Source organism: Pseudomonas sp. CYM-20-01 (assembly GCF_023169845.1).
Lineage (GTDB): Bacteria > Pseudomonadota > Gammaproteobacteria > Pseudomonadales > Pseudomonadaceae > Aquipseudomonas > Aquipseudomonas azotoformans.
Genome location: NZ_AP025169.1, coordinates 2,031,219 through 2,049,434, shown reverse-complemented (window position 1 = coordinate 2,049,434; position 18,216 = coordinate 2,031,219). Strand labels below are relative to the sequence as shown.

Below are 18,216 nucleotides of genomic sequence, written 5' to 3'. Positions count from 1 at the left end.
TACACGCTCAGGAAATTGCAATTACACTGTCGGCACGCACCTTTGCAGGACGAGCCATTATGCGGCATGTCGCTTTCTGTTTATTACTGATGTTTTCGTTCACGGTGCAAGCCAATGAAGTCGCCCGACTCAAGCAGGCAGGTTTCCCCCCGCAGTCTCATGAATTGGCACTGAAAAACCAGGCAGTACTGACCTATCTTTGGGCCGATGTATACGCCGCGGCGCTGTATGCCCCAGCCGACACTCCCGCAGAGTCAGCCTGGAAACAGCAAAAGACGCTGCGCCTGGAGCTGTATTACTTTCGCGATATTGATCGCAATGATGTGATCAAGGCCGCCAATACCACGCTGGAGCGCCAGCACGTCAGCGACCGCTTGAAACCCGAAGTGGACAAACTGCATGCCGTCTTTCGCAACATTCATAGCGGTGATCGCTACGCACTGGATTTTCGACCCGGACGCGGCTTGAACCTGGAGATCAATGGGGAAGTGCTGTTCAGCAGCAACGACGATGAGCTGGCGAGGGCTTACCTGGGGATCTGGTTAGCGCCCAAGGGCTTGTCGGAGAGGTTGCTGGAATAAAGACATGTATTGTCTGAACTGACGCCATCGAGGGCAAGCCCCCTCCCACACTGGACCGCATTAACCCTGCAGGAATGCAGTTTAAATGTGGGAGGGGGCTTGCCCCCGATGAGGCCCTTCCAGCCAGCACAAAATCCCCAGGCACAAAAAAACCCCGAACCAGTCGGGGCTTTTTTATTCAACGCGGGTGCTTAGCGCGGAAACGCTGGCGGGTTGACCCCAGCCATGTCTTCCATCACGCGAACCACCTGGCAGCTGTAGCCGAACTCGTTGTCGTACCACACGTACAGGACAACGCGGTTGTCCTGGGTAATGGTCGCCTCGGCGTCCACCACACCGGCGTGGCGCGAGCCCACGAAGTCGGTGGAGACCACTTCCTGCGAGTTGACGAAGTCGATCTGCTTGTGCAGATCCGAGTGCAACGCCATGTAGCGCAGGTACTCGTTCATCTCTTCACGGGTGGCGGCTTTCTCAAGGTTCAGGTTGAGGATGGCCATCGACACGTTTGGCGTCGGCACGCGGATCGCGTTACCGGTCAGCTTGCCGGCCAGCTCAGGCAATGCCTTGGCTGCAGCGGTGGCCGCACCAGTCTCGGTGATCACCATGTTCAACGCGGCGCTACGGCCACGGCGATCGCCCTTGTGGAAGTTGTCGATCAGGTTCTGGTCGTTGGTGTACGAGTGAACGGTTTCAACGTGGCCGTTGACGATGCCGAACTTGTCATTCACCGCCTTCAGCACCGGCACGATGGCGTTGGTGGTGCAGGACGCGGCGGACACGATCTTGTCGTCAGCGGTGATTTCAGCGTGGTTGATGCCGTGAACTATGTTCTTCAGCTTGCCCTTGCCAGGCGCGGTCAACACAACGCGGTCGATGCCCGGGCAGGCCAGGTGCTGGCCCAGGCCCTCGGCGTCACGCCATACACCGGTGTTGTCCACCAGCAGGGCGTCCGTGATGCCGTACTGGGTGTAATCCACCTCGGACGGGTTCTTCGCGTAGATCACCTGTATCAGGTTACCGTTGGCGGTGATGGTGTTGTTTTCTTCGTCGATGACGATGGTGCCGTTGAACGGACCGTGTACCGAATCGCGACGCAGCAGGCTGGCACGCTTGGTCAGGTCGTTCTCGGCGCCTTTGCGCACCACGATGGCCCGCAGGCGCAGGCCGTCGCCGCCACCGGTTTTTTCGATCAGGATGCGCGCCAGCAGGCGGCCGATGCGACCGAAGCCGTACAGCACCACGTCGGTGCCTTTGCGGGCCGCGGCGTTTTGCTGGCCAACCACATCGGCCATTTCTTCACGCACGAACTGCTCGGCGGTACGGCCGGCGCCTTCCTTGCGGAATTTGTAGGCCAGCTTGCCCAGGTCTACCGAGGCCGCGCCGAGCTTGAGCTCGCTCATGGCTTTAAGCAGTGGGAATGTTTCGTGGACGGAGAGTTCGCTGTCGTCGGCAGAGCGATGGCGTGCAAAGCGGTGCGCTTTGAGAATCGCGATGACGGACTGGTTGATCAGGCTGCGGCCATAGATCGAGCTCACCACATTGTTATTGCGGTACAGCTGACCGATAAGCGGGATCATCGCTTCTGCGAGTGCTTCACGGTCGATCCATTCACCAAGACACTGGTCGGGCTTCTGAGTCACGGGAACCTTCCACATGTAGGGGCTGAAAAAAGGGGCTACATTATGCCGCCCGACCGCCCTCGGAGCAATGCGCGCCCCACAACAAAAACCCCTTGCCAAAAAATACCGCCCCGCTACAGCCCAGTAAATACGCGGGTTCCAGAAGGCCACCAGTTGGGAGAGCTGGCCGACTTGTCCGTAACCCTCCTAAACAATCGCGTATTTCGGCACTACATATTGAGTCAAAACACGCCATTGTTTGTCTTAGCCACCACATTTCCTACAAACCGTAATAGGCTCAGTCAGAAACTGACAGGCGGCACCTCGGGCCGTTACAATTACCGACTTTGTCGCAACGCTTGGAGCTCAACCTTCCGTGCCCGTTCTGCGTCTACCGCTACTCCCTGCCGAAGCAGGTAAACAGCACTGGGGCAACCTGCCCGGTGCCGCCCTGAGCCTGGCTATCGCCGAGGCTGCCAGCGCAGCCAAGCGCTTTACCCTGCTGCTCACCGCCGACAGCCAAAGCGCCGAACGGTTGGAGCAGGAGCTGAGCTTCTTCGCCCCCGATTTGCCGGTGCTGCATTTCCCCGACTGGGAAACCCTGCCCTACGACCTGTTCTCGCCGCACCAGGACATCATCTCCCAGCGCATCGCCAGTCTGTACCGCCTGCCGGAACTGGCCCACGGCGTGTTGGTGGTGCCGATAACAACGGCACTGCATCGCCTGGCGCCGACCAAGTTCCTGCTGGGCAGCAGCCTGGTGCTGGATGTCGGCCAGAAGCTCGATGTAGAACAGATGCGCACGCGCCTGGAAGCCAGCGGCTACCGTTGCGTCGACACGGTGTACGAGCACGGTGAGTTCGCGGTGCGCGGTGCGTTGATCGACCTGTTCCCGATGGGCAGCAAACTGCCCTATCGCATCGACCTGTTCGATGACGAAATCGAGACCCTGCGTACCTTCGACCCCGAGAACCAGCGCTCCATCGACAAAGTGGACTCGATCAAGCTGCTGCCGGCACGGGAATTCCCGCTGCAAAAAGACGCGGTCACCCGCTTCAAGGCGCGCTTTCGTGAACGCTTCGACGTGGACTTCCGCCGCTGCCCGATCTTCCAGGACCTGAGCAGCGGGATTACACCGGCCGGTATCGAGTACTACCTGCCGCTGTTCTTCGACGAAACCTCCACCCTGTTTGATTACCTGCCCCAGGACACCCAAGTGTTCTCGCTGCCAGGTATCGAGCAAGCAGCGGAAAACTTCTGGAACGACGTGCGTAACCGTTATGAAGAACGCCGCGTCGACCCATCCCGTCCTTTATTGCCGCCCGCCGAGCTGTTCCTGCCGGTGGAAGACTGCTTCGCACGCCTGAAAAACTGGCCGCGCGTGGTCGCTAGCCAGCAGGAGGTCGACACCGGTGTCGGTCGCGAACGCTTCCCCGCGGGCACGTTGCCCGACCTGGCGATCCAGGCCAAAGCCACGCAACCGCTGGATGCGCTGTCCAACTTCCTCGGCGACTTCCCAGGCCGCGTGCTGTTTACCGCCGAGTCTGCCGGCCGCCGCGAAGTACTGCTGGAACTGCTCGAACGCCTGAAGCTGCGCCCCAAGACCGTCGACAGCTGGCCGGATTTTGTGGCGAGCAAAGACCGCCTGGCGATCACCATCGCACCACTGGACGAAGGCCTGCTGCTGGACGATCCAGCGTTGGCATTGATTGCCGAAAGCCCGCTGTTCGGCCAACGCGTGATGCAGCGCCGCCGCCGTGAAAAACGCGCCGACGCCAACAACGACGCGGTGATCAAGAACCTGACCGAGCTGCGTGAAGGCGCGCCGGTGGTGCATATCGACCATGGCGTCGGCCGTTACCTGGGCCTGCAGACTCTGGAGATCGACAACCAGGCCGCCGAATTCCTCACCATGGAATACGCCGAAGGCGCCAAGCTCTATGTGCCGGTAGCCAGCCTGCACCTGATCGCCCGCTACACCGGCAGCGACGACGCCCTGGCGCCGTTGCATCGCCTGGGCTCCGAAACCTGGCAGAAAGCCAAGCGCAAGGCCGCCGAACAGGTGCGCGACGTCGCCGCCGAGCTGCTCGACATCTATGCACGTCGCGCCGCCCGAGAGGGTTACGCGTTCGCCGACCCGAAAGCCGACTACGCCACTTTCAGCGCCGGCTTCGCCTTCGAAGAAACCCCGGACCAGCAAACCACCATCGAAGCAGTGCGCGCCGACATGCTCGCGCCCAAGCCGATGGACCGCCTGGTCTGCGGCGATGTGGGCTTCGGCAAGACCGAAGTGGCGATGCGCGCCGCCTTTATTGCGGTGCATGGCGGCAAACAAGTGGCAATCCTGGTGCCCACCACCCTGCTCGCCCAACAGCACTACAACAGCTTCCGCGACCGCTTTGCCGATTGGCCGGTGACTGTCGAAGTGATGAGCCGCTTCAAGTCGGCCAAGGAAGTGAGCGCCGCCGTCGCCGATCTGGCCGAAGGCAAGATCGACATCGTGATCGGCACGCACAAGCTGCTGTCGGATGATGTGAAGATCAAGAACCTGGGCCTGGTGATCATCGACGAAGAACACCGCTTTGGTGTGCGCCAGAAAGAACAGCTCAAGGCCCTGCGCAGCGAAGTCGACATCCTCACTCTCACCGCCACGCCGATTCCGCGCACGCTGAACATGGCGGTGTCGGGCATGCGCGACCTGTCGATCATCGCCACGCCGCCGGCGCGTCGTTTGTCGGTGCGCACCTTCGTGATGGAGCAGAACAAGAGCACGGTCAAGGAAGCACTGCTGCGCGAACTGCTGCGCGGCGGGCAGGTGTATTACCTGCACAACGACGTGAAGACCATCGAAAAATGCGCCGCCGACCTGGCCGAGCTGGTGCCGGAGGCGCGTATCGCCATCGGCCATGGGCAAATGCGCGAGCGCGAACTCGAACAGGTGATGAGCGACTTCTACCACAAGCGCTTCAACGTGCTGATCGCCTCGACCATCATCGAGACTGGCATCGACGTGCCGAGCGCCAACACCATCATCATCGAGCGCGCCGACAAGTTCGGCCTGGCGCAGCTTCACCAATTACGCGGCCGCGTCGGGCGCAGTCACCACCAGGCCTATGCCTATCTGCTGACACCACCGCGCCAGCAAATCACCGGCGATGCGGAAAAACGCCTGGAAGCGATCGCCAACACCCAGGACCTGGGCGCCGGTTTTGTACTGGCCACCAACGACCTGGAAATCCGTGGCGCCGGCGAACTGCTGGGCGATGGCCAGAGCGGGCAGATCCAGGCGGTGGGTTTCACGCTGTATATGGAGATGCTCGAGCGAGCGGTAAAAGCCATCCGCAAGGGCGAGCAACCGAACCTCGATCAACCATTGGGCGGCGGTCCGGAGATCAACCTGCGCTTGCCGGCGTTGATTCCCGAGGACTACCTGCCGGATGTGCACGCACGGCTGATCCTGTACAAGCGCATCGCCTCGGCCACCGACGAAGAAGGCCTCAAGGACCTGCAGGTGGAGATGATCGACCGCTTCGGCCTGTTGCCGGAGCCGACCAAGAACCTGGTGCGCCTGACCCTGCTCAAATTGCAGGCCGAGCAACTGGGGATCAAGAAGGTCGACGCCGGGCCGCAGGGTGGGCGCATTGAATTCGAGGCGCAGACCCCCGTGGACCCGTTGGTGCTGATCAAGCTGATCCAGGGCCAGCCCAACCGCTACAAGTTCGAAGGGGCTACGCTGTTCAAGTTCATGGTGCCGATGGAACGTGCCGAAGAACGCTTTAATACCTTGGAGGCGTTGTTCGAGCGCCTCATCCCGAAACCTGCTTGAAGGACGCCCGAATGCGCCTGTTCCGCATGTTGAGCCTGTTGTTGGTGGTCGTGGCACCTGCGGCGTTCGCCGACAGCCCGTACCAGGTGGAAATGATCCTGGTGCGCCAGAACGCCGAACCGGTGATCAACAGCCGTGCCGCCCCGGAAAACTGGGATGCTGGCGCCGCGCGCCTGGGCGACCGGCTGAGCCCGCCGCGCCTGTCCAACATTGTCGATAAGCTGCGCGCCGACTCCACCTACACGGTGCTGCTGCATAAGGCCTGGGAACAGAACCTGGGCGAACAACCGGTCAAGGTCGCCATCACCGACGGCCAGGAGCAGTTCGGCCAGTTTCCGATCGAGGGCGTGCTGAGCCTGCAACTGGGGCGTTTTACCGATATCGATGCGAACTTCTGGATCAACCAGTTCGACGCCAACGGCAGCGTGATCGCCAGCGAACACCTGAGCCAGACCGACGTGCGCACCAAGAACAACCAGCTCAACTACCTGGACGGCGGCCACCTGGCGTTGCTGATCAAGATCACCTCGCTGACCGCCAAGCCCCCCAGCGCACCACCGCCCGATCTCCAGGACTGATCCAACGCCATGCCCCTGACGTCGTCGCTGACCAAACCCCTGGCCCCTTCGTGGGCCAATCGCTTTAAAGAGCAGAGCCTTGAGCGCGGGCGGCGTTATGCCCTGGAGAACCGGGTGCGCATCGTCGAATCCGGCGACAGCACCATCATCGCCAGTTGCGAAGGCTCAGGCGGCAACGTCTACCGGCAGACCATTTCGCTGCGCGAATCGGCCAAGGGCACGTTGATTCTGGTGGACAGCCGCTGCACTTGCCCGGTGCACACCAACTGCAAACACATCGCGGCGGTACTGCTCAAGGTCCAGGAAACCCTGGCCTTCCCCGCTGCCGCCCAGGATGCAGAGCTGCTGGAAAAGCTCCAGGCAGTCCTGGAAAACCGCGCGGTGTTGCCGCAGGTGGTCATGGAAGATGTGGTGCCGGTGCCGCGCCTGTGGATGGCCAGTGTTGAGTTCAGCGCGTTCGAACCACGCAACGGCAAGATGCAGCGCTATATCCAGCATCGGGCGGCGCTGTCGTTCAACTATTTGGGCAACTATGTCAGCGGGCAGAAAAACGCCGACATCATCGTGCGCCAGGACACCCAGAGCCTGCGCATCAAGCGCCATCCCGAGCTGGAACAGCCGTACCGCGAGCAACTGCGCCTGCTGGGTTTCAAGATCGCCACGCGCCAGAGCAAGGCCCTGCCGGAAAGCGCCGGCGAGTTGTTCGAGATGGTCAATGACAGTGCCTGGCTGACCTTCACCCTCAATGCCACGCCGACCTTGCGGGCCGAGGGCTGGGAGCTGCTGATCGATGATGATTTCGGCTTCGACCTGAGCGCCGTCGATGACTGGTATGCCACGGTTGATGAAGGGCCGGAGCGCGACTGGTTCGACCTGGAGCTGGGGATCATCGTCAACGGCGAGCGCCTGAGCCTGTTGCCGATCCTGTTGAATCTGATGCGCTCCCACACCGAGATCCTCAACCCGGAGAAGCTGGCGCGGCGCCGCGATGATGAGCTGATCCTGGTGAATATCCCTGGCCTGCCCAATGGCCACGACCCGATACAAGTGGCGCTGCCTTATGGCCGACTGAAACCGGTGCTGGCTACCCTCGGTGAGTTTTATCTACAGGAAGCCGGCGCCACCACTCTGCGCCTGGCCAAGGCCGATGCGATTCGCCTTAACCCGCTGGAAGACCTGCCGCTGCAATGGGAAGGTGGCGAAAAAATCCGCAACTTCGCCCAACGCCTGCGGGACATCAAGGATTTCACCTGTGTGGCGCCCGAAGGGCTGAACGCGACCTTGCGTCCGTACCAACTGGAAGGCTTGAGCTGGATGCAGTCGCTGCGCCAGCTCGATGTAGGCGGGATACTTGCGGATGACATGGGGCTGGGCAAGACCTTACAGACCCTGGCGCATATTCTCAGCGAAAAAAACGCCGGGCGCCTGGATCGCCCCTGCATGGTGGTGATGCCCACCAGTCTGATCCCCAATTGGCTGGATGAAGCAGCGCACTTCACGCCGCAACTCAAGGTGTTGGCGCTGTACGGCGCAGCTCGCAAGAAACATTTTGCGAACCTGCAGGACTACGACCTGCTGCTGACCACCTACGCCTTGCTGCCCAAGGACATCGAACAGCTCAAGGCGCTGCCCCTGCATGTGCTCATCCTCGATGAAGCCCAGTACATCAAGAACCCGTCCAGCAAGGCGGCCCAGGCGGCACGCGAACTGAATGCGCGACAGCGCCTGTGCCTGAGCGGTACGCCGCTGGAAAACCACCTGGGTGAGCTGTGGTCGTTGTTCCACTTCCTGCTGCCGGGCTGGCTGGGTGACGTAAAAAGCTTCAACCGCGACTACCGCGTACCCATCGAAAAGCGCGCCAGCGACATACGACTGCAGCACCTCAACGGCCGGATCAAACCCTTCCTGCTGCGCCGTACCAAGGAACAGGTGGCCACGGAGCTGCCGCCCAAGACCGAGATCATCCATTGGGTCGACCTCAACGAGGCCCAGCGCGACGTGTACGAAACCATGCGCCTGGCCATGGACAAGAAGGTGCGCGACGAGATCACCCGCAAGGGCGTGGCACGCAGCCAGATCATCATTCTTGAGGCGCTGCTGAAGTTGCGCCAGGTGTGCTGCGACTTGCGCCTGGTCAACGACGCCACCCTGCCCGCCCGTGGCAGCAGTTCAGGCAAGCTCGATAGCTTGATGGAAATGCTTGAGGAGTTATTTGAGGAAGGTCGACGGATCCTGCTGTTTTCCCAGTTCACCTCGATGTTGAGCCTGATCGAAGCCGAGCTGAAACAGCGCGGTGTTGCCTACGCCTTGTTGACCGGCCAGACGCGGGATCGGCGCACGCCGGTGAAGGACTTCCAGAGCGGCAAGCTGCAGATTTTCCTGATCAGCCTGAAGGCCGGTGGTGTGGGCTTGAACCTGACCGAAGCCGACACGGTGATCCACTATGACCCCTGGTGGAACCCGGCGACGGAGAACCAGGCGACTGACCGTGCGTATCGCATCGGTCAAGAGAAGCCGGTGTTTGTCTACAAGATGATTGCCCGCGGCACGGTGGAGGAGAAAATCCAGCACCTGCAAAAGGAAAAGTCCGACCTGGCGGCAGGTGTGCTGGATGGCCGTACGACCGGGGATTGGCAATTGGGCAACGAGGATATCGAAGCGCTGTTTGCGCCGTTGCCGCATAAGCAAGAGAAGCGTTGACGGTAACATCGCCATCGGGGGCAAGCCCCCTCCCACACTTGACCAGGTTCACAGATCAAAATGTGGGAGGGGGCTTGCCCCCGATGGGCGCGACGCGGTCTTCACTCAATCAGCTGAGCATCCCGCAACGCAGTCAGCGCCGCCAACCAACGCGGATCCTGTTTGTACTCAGTCGAGGCGACCGTCTGGCCGCGCATGCGTGCGATGCGCGCCGAAGGCTTGACGTTCATCCGCTGGGCGGCGCTCAACGCCAATTCGGCAGCTGCGCGATCGTTGCAGACCAGCCCCATGTCGCAACCAGCTGTCAGCGCCGCTTCGATGCGGCTGGCGGCATCGCCCACCACATGGGCACCTGCCATGGACAGGTCATCGCTGAAAATCACCCCATCGAACTGCAACTCACCGCGCAGGATGTCTTGCAACCAGCGGCGCGAGAAGCCGGCTGGCTGGGTGTCGACTTGCGGGTAGATGACGTGCGCGGGCATGACAGCCGCCAGTTGCTGACTCAGGCGTGCGAAAGGCACCAAGTCATTGGCGCGAATCTGTTCCAGGCTACGCTCATCATTGGGAATGGCGACGTGGGAATCGGCCTCGGCCCAACCGTGACCGGGGAAATGCTTACCGGTGGCGGCCATACCGGCGCTGTTCATGCCACGGATGAATGCACCCGCCAGCACAGCGGCGCGCTCGGGGTCGGCCTCGAAGGAACGGGTGCCGACCACAGCGCTGCGCTGGTAATCCAGGTCCAGCACTGGGGCGAAGCTCAGGTCCAGGCCCACGGCCAGTACTTCGGTGGCCATGATCCAGCCGCACTGCTCGGCCAGGTATTGCGCATTCGGGTTATCCGCCAAGGCACGCATGGCCGGCAGGCGCACAAAGCCCTGACGCAGGCGTTGTACGCGACCACCTTCCTGGTCGACCGCCAGTAGCAGGTCCGGGCGCACTGCACGAATCGCCGCACTCAACTCGCGCACCTGGCGCGGGTGCTCGATGTTGCGTGCAAAAATGATCAGGCCGCCCACCTCAGGCTGGCGCAGCAGATGGCGGTCCTCGGCCGTGAGCCAAGTGCCGGCAACGTCGACCATCAATGAACCTTGCAGGGCAGCAGTCATAAACCTTCCTTATATAACGCGCACAACCCGTTGCACCCACCAGGCACAGTGAGCACAACAGGTTGCGAGTAAATAGCTGAATTCGGCATGGGCCGCTAGCTTAGCGGATGCAAGCGGCTGCGCACACCCGGCAGGGTCAAACCTTGGCGGGGGTTGGCGCGGATTTGCTGCGCGGGCGCAATTGGGCGGCCGCCATCGTCGGGTCGGTCACGCCGGTTTCGGCACGCATGCCGGCAGCCAGGAATGGCACCATCAGGCGCATCACCTGCTCAATAGAGGTGTTGACGCCGAAATCGGTCTCGGCAATGGCCCGCAGCGCCTTGATCCCGGACATGCTGAACGCCGCCGCACCGAGCATGAAGTGCACGCGCCAGAACAGCTCGATGGGCGGAATACGCGGGGCAGCCTCGTTGACCAGCAACATATAGCGACGAAATACCTTCCCGTACATGTCTTCCAGGTAACGCCGCAGGTGACCCTGGCTCTGGCTGAACGCCAGGCCGAGCAGGCGCATGAAGATGGACAGGTCGTTGCCGCTGCGCGGTTGAACCACCAGCGCTTGCTCAACGAGGATTTCCAGCAGCTCTTCGAGTGTCGGCTTGTGGTCAGCCTTGCCCTGGCGACGCTCGAGCTCACGGTCGAGACTGGCGCAGAACGGCCCCAGGAAACGCGAAAACACCGCCTGGATCAGGGCCTTTTTCGAGCCGAAGTGATAGTTCACTGCAGCGAGGTTGACGCCAGCCTTGCTGGTGATCAGCCGCAATGAAGTTTCAGCAAATCCTTTTTCCGCGAACAATTGCTCGGCAGCATCGAGAATGCGTTCAACGGTTTCCGACTGGGCCATGGCTACTCCGCCTGACAAACACTTGTTTGAAACATACGTTTCAGGGTGTGTCTTGTCAAGCCTGCGAGTTCGCTTTCCGGCCGGGCAGTCATGTATTTCATCGCTATTTAATCACATCTCTATTGATCTGTAGGCAGCGCTATCTCGGGCCTGTGGGAAGCCTCAGGGATGACCGTCCAGCGGAGGGCTGGAAAAGGATGATTGCCAAGCGCAGTTCACTGTATATAATCCCAGTCACTGTATAAAAAGACAGAGCGATCAACATGCTAAAACTGACGCCACGCCAAGCTGAGATTCTGGCTTTTATCAAGCGCTGCCTCGATGACAACGGCTACCCGCCGACACGAGCAGAGATTGCGCTGGAACTGGGGTTCAAGTCCCCCAACGCCGCCGAGGAACACCTCAAGGCCCTCGCTCGCAAAGGCGCGATCGAGATGACCCCCGGTGCCTCACGCGGTATTCGCATCCCTGGCTTCGAGGCCAAGGCCGACGAATCGACCCTGCCGATCATCGGCCGCGTCGCCGCCGGTGCGCCGATCCTGGCGCAGCAGCACGTCGAGGAGTCCTGCAACATCAACCCTACCTTCTTCCACCCTCGCGCCGACTACCTGTTGCGGGTCCATGGCATGAGCATGAAGGACGTGGGCATCTTCGACGGCGACCTGCTGGCCGTCCACACCACCCGCGAAGCCCGTAATGGCCAGATCGTCGTCGCCCGAATCGGCGATGAAGTCACCGTCAAACGCTTCAAGCGCGAAGGCAGCAAGGTTTGGCTCCTGGCCGAGAACCCTGAGTTCGCCCCGATTGAAGTGAACCTGAAAGACCAGGACCTGGTGATCGAAGGCCTGAGCGTCGGCGTCATTCGCCGCTAAAGGAGGCATCATGCAGCTCGTCCACACCCCACAACACACACAACTGTCGCTGTTCGAGGCCTTCATGGCCCAACCCCTTGCGCCCATCCTCAAGGAAACGATCGAAGCGCCCTGGAGCGCCGAGCCTGAGGCGTTCAGTGAATTGTCGTTGCGCGGTGCAGCAGGGAGCTGCCTGAGCCTGCTGGCGCCCATCCTGCGCGAGTTGAGCGAAGAGCAGGACGCCCGCTGGCTGACACTGATCGCCCCGCCCGCCAGCCTGACCCAGGCCTGGCTACGGGACGCCGGCCTCAATCGCGAGCGCATCCTGCTGCTGCAACCACGCGGCGCGCAAAGTGCCCAACAGTTGACCTGCGAAGCACTTCGCCTGGGCCGCAGCCATACAGTGGTGAGCTGGTTGAATCCACTGAGTGTCAGCGCCAAGCAGCAGTTGATCAGCGCTGCTCGTACGGGTGATGCGCAGAGTTTGAATATTCGATTGGGCTAGTGCTGATCGACCGAAGTCCTGTGACATGCGGGCTTCTGTGGTGAGCGGGCTTGCCCCGCGCTGGGCTGCGAAGCGGCCCCAAAACCAAGCACCGTGGAATACCTGATGTACTGCGTCAATCTATTTAGGGCTGCTGCGCAGCCCTGCGCGGGGCAAGTCCACTCACTACAAGCAAGCTAGCTCACCACAGAAGCCTGTCTAACCACCCCAGACTCCTTCACCACAGAACTCAGTGAAGAACCCGCGGCCCGTCTTCTTTCTCCGGTTCGCCTTCTGCCAGGCGACCTGCCATCTGCACACCCACGCTCAACATGGCTTTAGCCACTTCCACGTGTTGGCCCTGCAGGAACACCTTGGCGTCCTCGGAAAAATCCAGAATGACCAGAGAACCTTCGTCCTCAGCCCGGCGCAGCTCGATTCGGCCGTCAGGCAACTCAACAATTTCCAGAAAGGACGTCGGCATAAAAGTCTGTTCTCCACGAAAGGCCGGGATTATATCAGTCATCCACCCAGCCTCGCAGAGGATCTGAACAGGTTTCTTGACAGCTTGATGAATGGTCGCTATCCAATTCCTACAGAATGATCAGCACTCGTTGAGGCCTTCGCGAAAGCGCAACGCCATTTTTTTCAATTCCTGGCGCCAGCCTTCCAGCTCTTCGCGGCTCAACGGCTTGGGTTCTTCGTCTTCCACCGCAACCGCCACAATCAGCGGCTGAGTCACATCCCCCTTGGGCACATGGGGAATGCGCGGCGGTTGGAACATATCGGCATGCGCCTTGAGTAGGCGTGCAACCCAACTGTCGGGGCTTTGCGCCATTTCCACCAGCTCGGCCAATTCAGGAATCGCCATCGAATCGAGCACTTCGCGATTCATGATCATTTCAGCACGGGGCGAGCCGGCCTGGGGCAGACGGTAAAAGCCGGCGATTTCGTGGCACAGGCCCAGCAAGGCGCCGTACAGGTGGAACAACGCCGCTTCACGCCCCGCCTGGACCAGCGCGATGGCATTCATCTCCTTCCCTTCCTCGGCACGGCCAAGGGCTTCCAGGGACAAACCCGCGAAGTAAATTTTCTGATTGGTACGGGTATAGAGTTCGTAGGCCATGACGGCAATCTCCACAACGAATAAGCGTGATGCTGGCTGAACAGTTTCACGGATCAGCCGAACCTACTGCAAGTGCAATAAACCGCTGCCTATGCGGGCCTAAAGAACCAAACAGACCCAAATGTGGGAGGGGGCTTGCCCCCGATAGCGGAGTATCAGTCATACACATGTTGACTGATATGCTGCTATCGGGGGCAAGCCCCCTCCCACATTGGATCTTCAGCGCATCCGCCGGATCAAGCGCCCTGACGCTTGTCCTCGACCTTCCACTTGCCACCGTCGTAGAACGCTTTCCAACCGGTCGGCTTGCCGTCCACTTCGGACTGCACATACTGCTCCTTGGTCTTGCGGCTGTAGCGGATCACGGCCGGGCGACCATCCGGATCCTTCTTCGGTGCTTCACACAGGAAGTGGTACTTCGGATCGATCTCATCCTTGTGCGGCACGATCTCCAGCACCAGCGGTGCACGGGTCTCACGGTTTTTCGGGAACTGGCTCGCAGCCAGGAACAACCCCGAAGCCCCGTCACGCAGGATGTAGGTGTCGTTGACCTTCTCGCACTTGAGCTCCGGCATCTTCACCGGATCCATCTTCGGCGGCGCCGCATCACCACTTTTGAGCAGCTTGCGGGTGTTCTTGCAGGTCGGGTTGGTGCAACCGAAGAACTTGCCAAAACGGCCAGTCTTGAGCTGCATCTCGCTGCCACACTTGTCACACTCCAGGCTCGGACCTTCGTAGCCCTTGATGCGATAAGTGCCTTCCTCGATCTCGTAGCCGTTGCAATCCGGGTTGTTACCGCAGATGTGCAGCTTGTGCTTCTCGTCCAACAGGTAGGCGTCCATCGCCGTGCTGCAGATCGGGCAGCGGTGCTTGCCACGCAGTACCAGCGACTCGGACTCGCCCTCGTCATCGGCGGCGATTTCGTCGCCCGGCACCAGGTTGACGGTGGCCTTGCAGCGCTCTTTCGGCGGCAGGCTGTAACCCGAACAACCGAGGAACACGCCGGTGGATGCAGTACGAATCTGCATTGGGCGGCCACAGGTCTGGCACGGAATATCGGTCATCACCGGCTGGTTGGCACGCATGCCACTCTCAGGGCTTTCGGCCACCTCGAGCTTCTTCTTGAAGTCGCCGTAGAACTCGTCCAGCACGTTTTTCCAGTCGCGCTCGCCCTGGGCCACGTCATCGAGGTTCTCTTCCATACCGGCGGTGAAGCCGTAGTCCATCAGGTTGGAGAAGCTCTCGGACAGACGCTCGGTGACGATATCGCCCATCTTTTCCGAATAGAAACGACGGTTGTGCAGCGCCACGTAGCCACGGTCCTGAATGGTGGAGATGATCGCCGCGTAGGTCGAAGGACGACCGATACCACGTTTTTCCATCTCTTTTACCAGGCTGGCCTCGGAGTAGCGCGCCGGCGGTTTGGTGAAATGCTGGGACGGGTCGAGCTTGATCAGCTTCAGCGTATCGCCCTGGGCCATGTCTGGCAGCACGTCATCATCGCCCGGCTTGGCGATCTGCGGCATCACGCGGGTGTAGCCATCAAACTTGAGGATACGGCCCTTGGCACGCAGCTCGAAGTCGCCAGCGCCCACGCTCACGGTAGTGGACAGGTATTGCGCCGGCAGCATCTGGCAGGCCAGGAACTGGCGCCAGATCAGCTCGTAGAGGCGCTCAGCGTCGCGCTCCATGCCACTGAGCTTGGCAGGCGTGGTGTTGGCGTCGGAAGGACGAATCGCTTCGTGAGCCTCTTGTGCGCCTTCCTTGCTGCTGTAGACGTTCGGCTTCTCCGGCAGGTACTTCTTGCCGAATTCGCTTTCGATATAGGTACGCGCCATGGCGACCGCGTCCACCGACAGGTTGGTGGAGTCGGTACGCATATACGTGATGTAGCCGGCTTCGTACAAGCGCTGGGCCATCATCATGGTCTTCTTCACACCAAAGCCCAGGCGGTTGCTCGCGGCCTGTTGCAGGGTCGAGGTGATGAACGGTGCCGACGGCTTGCTGCTGGTCGGTTTGTCTTCACGCTTGACGATGCTGTAGCTGGAAGCCTTGAGCTTTTCCAGCGCGGCCATGGCCTGGGCTTCGTTCAGCGGCTTGAAGGCCTCGCCTTTCTCACGGGCCACTTCAAAGCGCACATTGGCGCCCTTGGCGGTGCCGAGGTCAGCGTGTACTTCCCAGTACTCTTCAGGGATGAACGCACGGATCTCGCGCTCACGCTCCACCACCAGCTTCACCGCAACCGATTGCACTCGGCCGGCCGACAGACCACGGGCGATCTTCGCCCACAGCAGCGGCGAGACCATGTAACCCACCACGCGGTCGAGGAAGCGACGCGCCTGCTGGGCGTTGACGCGGTCGATGTCCAGTTCGCCTGGCTTGGAGAAGGCTTCCTGAATGGCTTTCTTGGTGATTTCGTTGAACACCACGCGCTTGTAGCGGCTGTCATCACCGCCGATGGCTTCCCGCAGGTGCCAGGCAATGGCTTCCCCTTCGCGGTCCAAGTCCGTCGCGAGATAGATGGTGTCAGCATCCTTGGCGAGCCGACGCAGCTCCTCGATGACCTTTTCCTTGCCGGGAAGGATTTCATACTTGGCCTTCCAGCCATGATCCGGGTCCACCCCCATACGCGAGACCAGCTGCTTGCGCGCTTTCTCTTTAGGGGTGAGCACCGGACCTTCGCCCGCAGCCGCCTTGCCGCGCTTGGCGGCTGGCTCCTTGCTGGCGCTAGCCGAACCGCTGGTGGGCAGGTCTCGGATATGGCCGATACTCGACTTCACCACGTACTCGTTGCCCAAGTACTTGTTGATGGTCTTGGCCTTAGCCGGGGATTCCACAATGACCAGCGATTTGCCCATGGATCGGAAAATTCCTGAATTCGAGAAGTGAAAGGCAGTTGGCGCCTGTCGCGGCAACGCTATATATAGTGGCAACAAGGTGAGGTCAAGCGCAGCAGTCTGCGCGACCTGCCGTTATTGCCCTGAAAAAAGACTGGGTTCGGCCTGGACCAAAGCAAAGCGCGGGACCTGCTCGCCGTCAACTTCGACGGTCTCCAGAAACATGCTCAATGGGCGCACCCAAAAGCCGTAATCGCCATACAGAGCTTGGTAGAACACCACTTCTTCTTCGGTCTCGGAGTGCCGCGCCACACTGAAAACACGGTACTGCGGACCTTTATAATGCTGGTAGAGCCCTGGTTCGACTTTCATGCTCTGGCCCTCTTACAAAATTTGTTGAAAAAAAATATTAAAAATTCCAAAAAACAAAAACCGGGGCACTGGGCCCCGGCTTCCGTCAACCCAACGCTTAAACGCGTTCGAAGACGGTGGAAATGCCTTGGCCGAGACCAATGCACATGGTTGCAACCCCAAGGTTGCCGCCATTTTGCTTCATCACGTTAAGCAAAGTGCCAGAAATCCGCGCACCGGAGCAACCGAATGGGTGGCCCAGGGCAATCGCGCCGCCGTGCAGGTTAACCTTCTCATTCATCTTGTCGAGTACTTTCAAATCTTTCAGCACCGGCAGGGCCTGTGCGGCGAAAGCTTCGTTGAGCTCGAAGAAGTCGATGTCGTTGATGGTCAAGCCCGCGCGCTTCAAGGCTTTTTGTGTGGCCGGTACTGGACCATAGCCCATGATCGCCGGGTCCACACCCGCCACTGCCATCGAACGAATCACGGCCAGCGGCTGGATACCCAGGTCCTGGGCACGCTGCGCCGACATCACGATCATGCACGAGGCACCGTCGGTGATTTGCGACGACGTACCGGCTGTCACGGTGCCGCCCTTTGGATTGAAAGCAGGCTTGAGCGCCGCCAGGCTTTCCAGGGTGGTGTCCGGACGAATGGTTTCGTCGTAGTCGAACAGTTTCAGGAAACCGTTCTCGTCGTAGCCGTTCATCGGGATGATTTCATCCTTGAACTTGCCTTCCACGGTCGCCTTGTGAGCCAACTGGTGGGAACGCAGGCCGAACGCGTCCTGGGCTTCACGGGTAATGCCGTGCATTTTGCCGAGCATTTCCGCGGTCAGGCCCATCATGCCCGAGGCTTTTGCCGCGTACAGCGACATGTGCGGGTTAGGGTCGACGCCGTGCATCATGCTGACGTGGCCCATGTGCTCCACGCCACCGACCACGAACACATCACCGTTACCGGTCATGATCGCCTGGGCGGCGGTGTGCAGCGCGCTCATCGACGAACCGCACAGGCGGCTGACGGTCTGGCCGGCAGCGGTGTGCGGGATCTGGGTCATCAAGGAGGCCATGCGCGCGATGTTCCAGCCCTGTTCCAGGGTCTGGTTGACGCAACCCCAGATCACGTCCTCGACTTCGTTCGGGTCGACCTTGACGTTGCGTTCCAGCAGCTTGCTGATCAGGTGCGCCGACATGTCTTCGGCACGGGTGTTGCGGTGCATGCCGCCCTTGGAGCGGCCCATCGGTGTGCGACCGAAGTCGACAATCACCACGTCTCTTGGATTCAAGCTCATAAATATTCTCGCT

General features: G+C 60.6%; 14 protein-coding genes. 6 read left to right on the top strand and 8 right to left on the bottom strand.

All coding sequences use genetic code 11. From position 1 onward, the window contains the following. Positions 1-59: 59 nt before the first annotated feature. A complete protein-coding gene (locus M2497_RS09200) occupies positions 60-581 on the top strand; it encodes a chalcone isomerase family protein (protein WP_248487017.1) in 522 nt (173 codons plus the stop codon). A 191-nt stretch (positions 582-772) separates the two neighbouring features. Here M2497_RS09200 and M2497_RS09195 read toward each other — a convergent pair whose 3' ends face one another. Next, positions 773-2,236 carry a glyceraldehyde-3-phosphate dehydrogenase gene (locus M2497_RS09195; protein WP_248487016.1) on the bottom strand — a complete coding sequence of 488 codons (1,464 nt, stop codon included), beginning with the start codon at positions 2,234-2,236 and terminating at the stop codon, positions 773-775. 340 nt (positions 2,237-2,576) lie between these two features. On the opposite strand from M2497_RS09195, the gene mfd reads away from it, so the two are divergent. The 3 genes from mfd to M2497_RS09180 are packed head-to-tail and all read left to right on the top strand — an operon-like array spanning position 2,577 to position 9,304. Then, positions 2,577-6,026 (top strand): transcription-repair coupling factor, encoded by a 3,450-nt coding sequence (gene mfd / locus M2497_RS09190; protein ID WP_248487015.1) that lies wholly within the window; start codon positions 2,577-2,579, stop codon positions 6,024-6,026. An 11-nt stretch (positions 6,027-6,037) separates the two neighbouring features. After that, complete coding sequence (locus M2497_RS09185; protein ID WP_248487014.1) at positions 6,038-6,604, top strand: CsiV family protein; 567 nt, start codon at positions 6,038-6,040, stop codon at positions 6,602-6,604. A gap of 9 nt (positions 6,605-6,613) precedes the next feature. Further along, positions 6,614-9,304 (top strand): DEAD/DEAH box helicase, encoded by a 2,691-nt coding sequence (locus M2497_RS09180; RefSeq protein WP_248487013.1) that lies wholly within the window; start codon positions 6,614-6,616, stop codon positions 9,302-9,304. A 101-nt stretch (positions 9,305-9,405) separates the two neighbouring features. Here M2497_RS09180 and nagZ read toward each other — a convergent pair whose 3' ends face one another. Together nagZ and M2497_RS09170 are read right to left on the bottom strand one after the other, a co-directional pair. Further along, positions 9,406-10,416 (bottom strand): beta-N-acetylhexosaminidase, encoded by a 1,011-nt coding sequence (gene nagZ, locus M2497_RS09175; protein ID WP_248487012.1) that lies wholly within the window; start codon positions 10,414-10,416, stop codon positions 9,406-9,408. A gap of 136 nt (positions 10,417-10,552) precedes the next feature. Next, positions 10,553-11,260, bottom strand: a complete 708-nt coding sequence (locus M2497_RS09170; protein WP_058425062.1) for a TetR/AcrR family transcriptional regulator — start codon at positions 11,258-11,260, stop codon at positions 10,553-10,555. A 263-nt stretch (positions 11,261-11,523) separates the two neighbouring features. On the opposite strand from M2497_RS09170, the gene lexA reads away from it, so the two are divergent. Further along, positions 11,524-12,132, top strand: coding sequence for a transcriptional repressor LexA (gene lexA / locus M2497_RS09165; RefSeq protein WP_003172575.1), 609 nt, complete (start codon positions 11,524-11,526; stop codon positions 12,130-12,132). Between the two features lie 10 nt (positions 12,133-12,142). Continuing rightward, complete coding sequence (gene sulA / locus M2497_RS09160; RefSeq protein ID WP_248487011.1) at positions 12,143-12,616, top strand: SOS-induced cell division inhibitor SulA; 474 nt, start codon at positions 12,143-12,145, stop codon at positions 12,614-12,616. A gap of 229 nt (positions 12,617-12,845) precedes the next feature. Here the strand turns inward: sulA and M2497_RS09155 are convergent, their stop codons facing one another. The 5 genes from M2497_RS09155 to fadA form a co-directional block, all read right to left on the bottom strand. Beyond that, positions 12,846-13,079 carry a hypothetical protein gene (locus M2497_RS09155; RefSeq protein WP_010212068.1) on the bottom strand — a complete coding sequence of 78 codons (234 nt, stop codon included), beginning with the start codon at positions 13,077-13,079 and terminating at the stop codon, positions 12,846-12,848. Between the two features lie 120 nt (positions 13,080-13,199). After that, positions 13,200-13,721, bottom strand: a complete 522-nt coding sequence (locus tag M2497_RS09150) for a DUF6586 family protein (RefSeq protein WP_248487010.1) — start codon at positions 13,719-13,721, stop codon at positions 13,200-13,202. A gap of 236 nt (positions 13,722-13,957) precedes the next feature. Next, the gene (gene topA, locus M2497_RS09145) at positions 13,958-16,579 is read right to left on the bottom strand and encodes a type I DNA topoisomerase (protein ID WP_058425065.1); all 2,622 of its coding nucleotides are present in this window, start codon (positions 16,577-16,579) and stop codon (positions 13,958-13,960) included. Between the two features lie 114 nt (positions 16,580-16,693). Further along, the gene (locus M2497_RS09140) at positions 16,694-16,930 is read right to left on the bottom strand and encodes a DUF1653 domain-containing protein (RefSeq protein WP_010212074.1); all 237 of its coding nucleotides are present in this window, start codon (positions 16,928-16,930) and stop codon (positions 16,694-16,696) included. Positions 16,931-17,027: 97 nt separating this feature from the next. Then, positions 17,028-18,203, bottom strand: coding sequence for an acetyl-CoA C-acyltransferase FadA (gene fadA / locus M2497_RS09135; protein ID WP_016975260.1), 1,176 nt, complete (start codon positions 18,201-18,203; stop codon positions 17,028-17,030). Positions 18,204-18,216 lie beyond the last annotated feature (13 nt).

What these genes read in the sequence shown, in the direction of transcription:
- M2497_RS09185 (WP_248487014.1), top strand. Translation starts at nt 6,038, where the DNA reads ATGCGCCTGTTCCGCATGTTGAGCCTGTTGTTGGTGGTCGTGGCACCT.
- topA (WP_058425065.1), bottom strand. Translation starts at nt 16,579, where the DNA reads ATGGGCAAATCGCTGGTCATTGTGGAATCCCCGGCTAAGGCCAAGACC.
- fadA (WP_016975260.1), bottom strand. Translation starts at nt 18,203, where the DNA reads ATGAGCTTGAATCCAAGAGACGTGGTGATTGTCGACTTCGGTCGCACA.
- M2497_RS09180 (WP_248487013.1), top strand. Translation starts at nt 6,614, where the DNA reads ATGCCCCTGACGTCGTCGCTGACCAAACCCCTGGCCCCTTCGTGGGCC.
- M2497_RS09140 (WP_010212074.1), bottom strand. Translation starts at nt 16,930, where the DNA reads ATGAAAGTCGAACCAGGGCTCTACCAGCATTATAAAGGTCCGCAGTAC.
- sulA (WP_248487011.1), top strand. Translation starts at nt 12,143, where the DNA reads ATGCAGCTCGTCCACACCCCACAACACACACAACTGTCGCTGTTCGAG.
- M2497_RS09155 (WP_010212068.1), bottom strand. Translation starts at nt 13,079, where the DNA reads ATGCCGACGTCCTTTCTGGAAATTGTTGAGTTGCCTGACGGCCGAATC.
- M2497_RS09195 (WP_248487016.1), bottom strand. Translation starts at nt 2,236, where the DNA reads ATGTGGAAGGTTCCCGTGACTCAGAAGCCCGACCAGTGTCTTGGTGAA.
- lexA (WP_003172575.1), top strand. Translation starts at nt 11,524, where the DNA reads ATGCTAAAACTGACGCCACGCCAAGCTGAGATTCTGGCTTTTATCAAG.
- M2497_RS09150 (WP_248487010.1), bottom strand. Translation starts at nt 13,721, where the DNA reads ATGGCCTACGAACTCTATACCCGTACCAATCAGAAAATTTACTTCGCG.
- M2497_RS09200 (WP_248487017.1), top strand. Translation starts at nt 60, where the DNA reads ATGCGGCATGTCGCTTTCTGTTTATTACTGATGTTTTCGTTCACGGTG.
- nagZ (WP_248487012.1), bottom strand. Translation starts at nt 10,416, where the DNA reads ATGACTGCTGCCCTGCAAGGTTCATTGATGGTCGACGTTGCCGGCACT.
- M2497_RS09170 (WP_058425062.1), bottom strand. Translation starts at nt 11,260, where the DNA reads ATGGCCCAGTCGGAAACCGTTGAACGCATTCTCGATGCTGCCGAGCAA.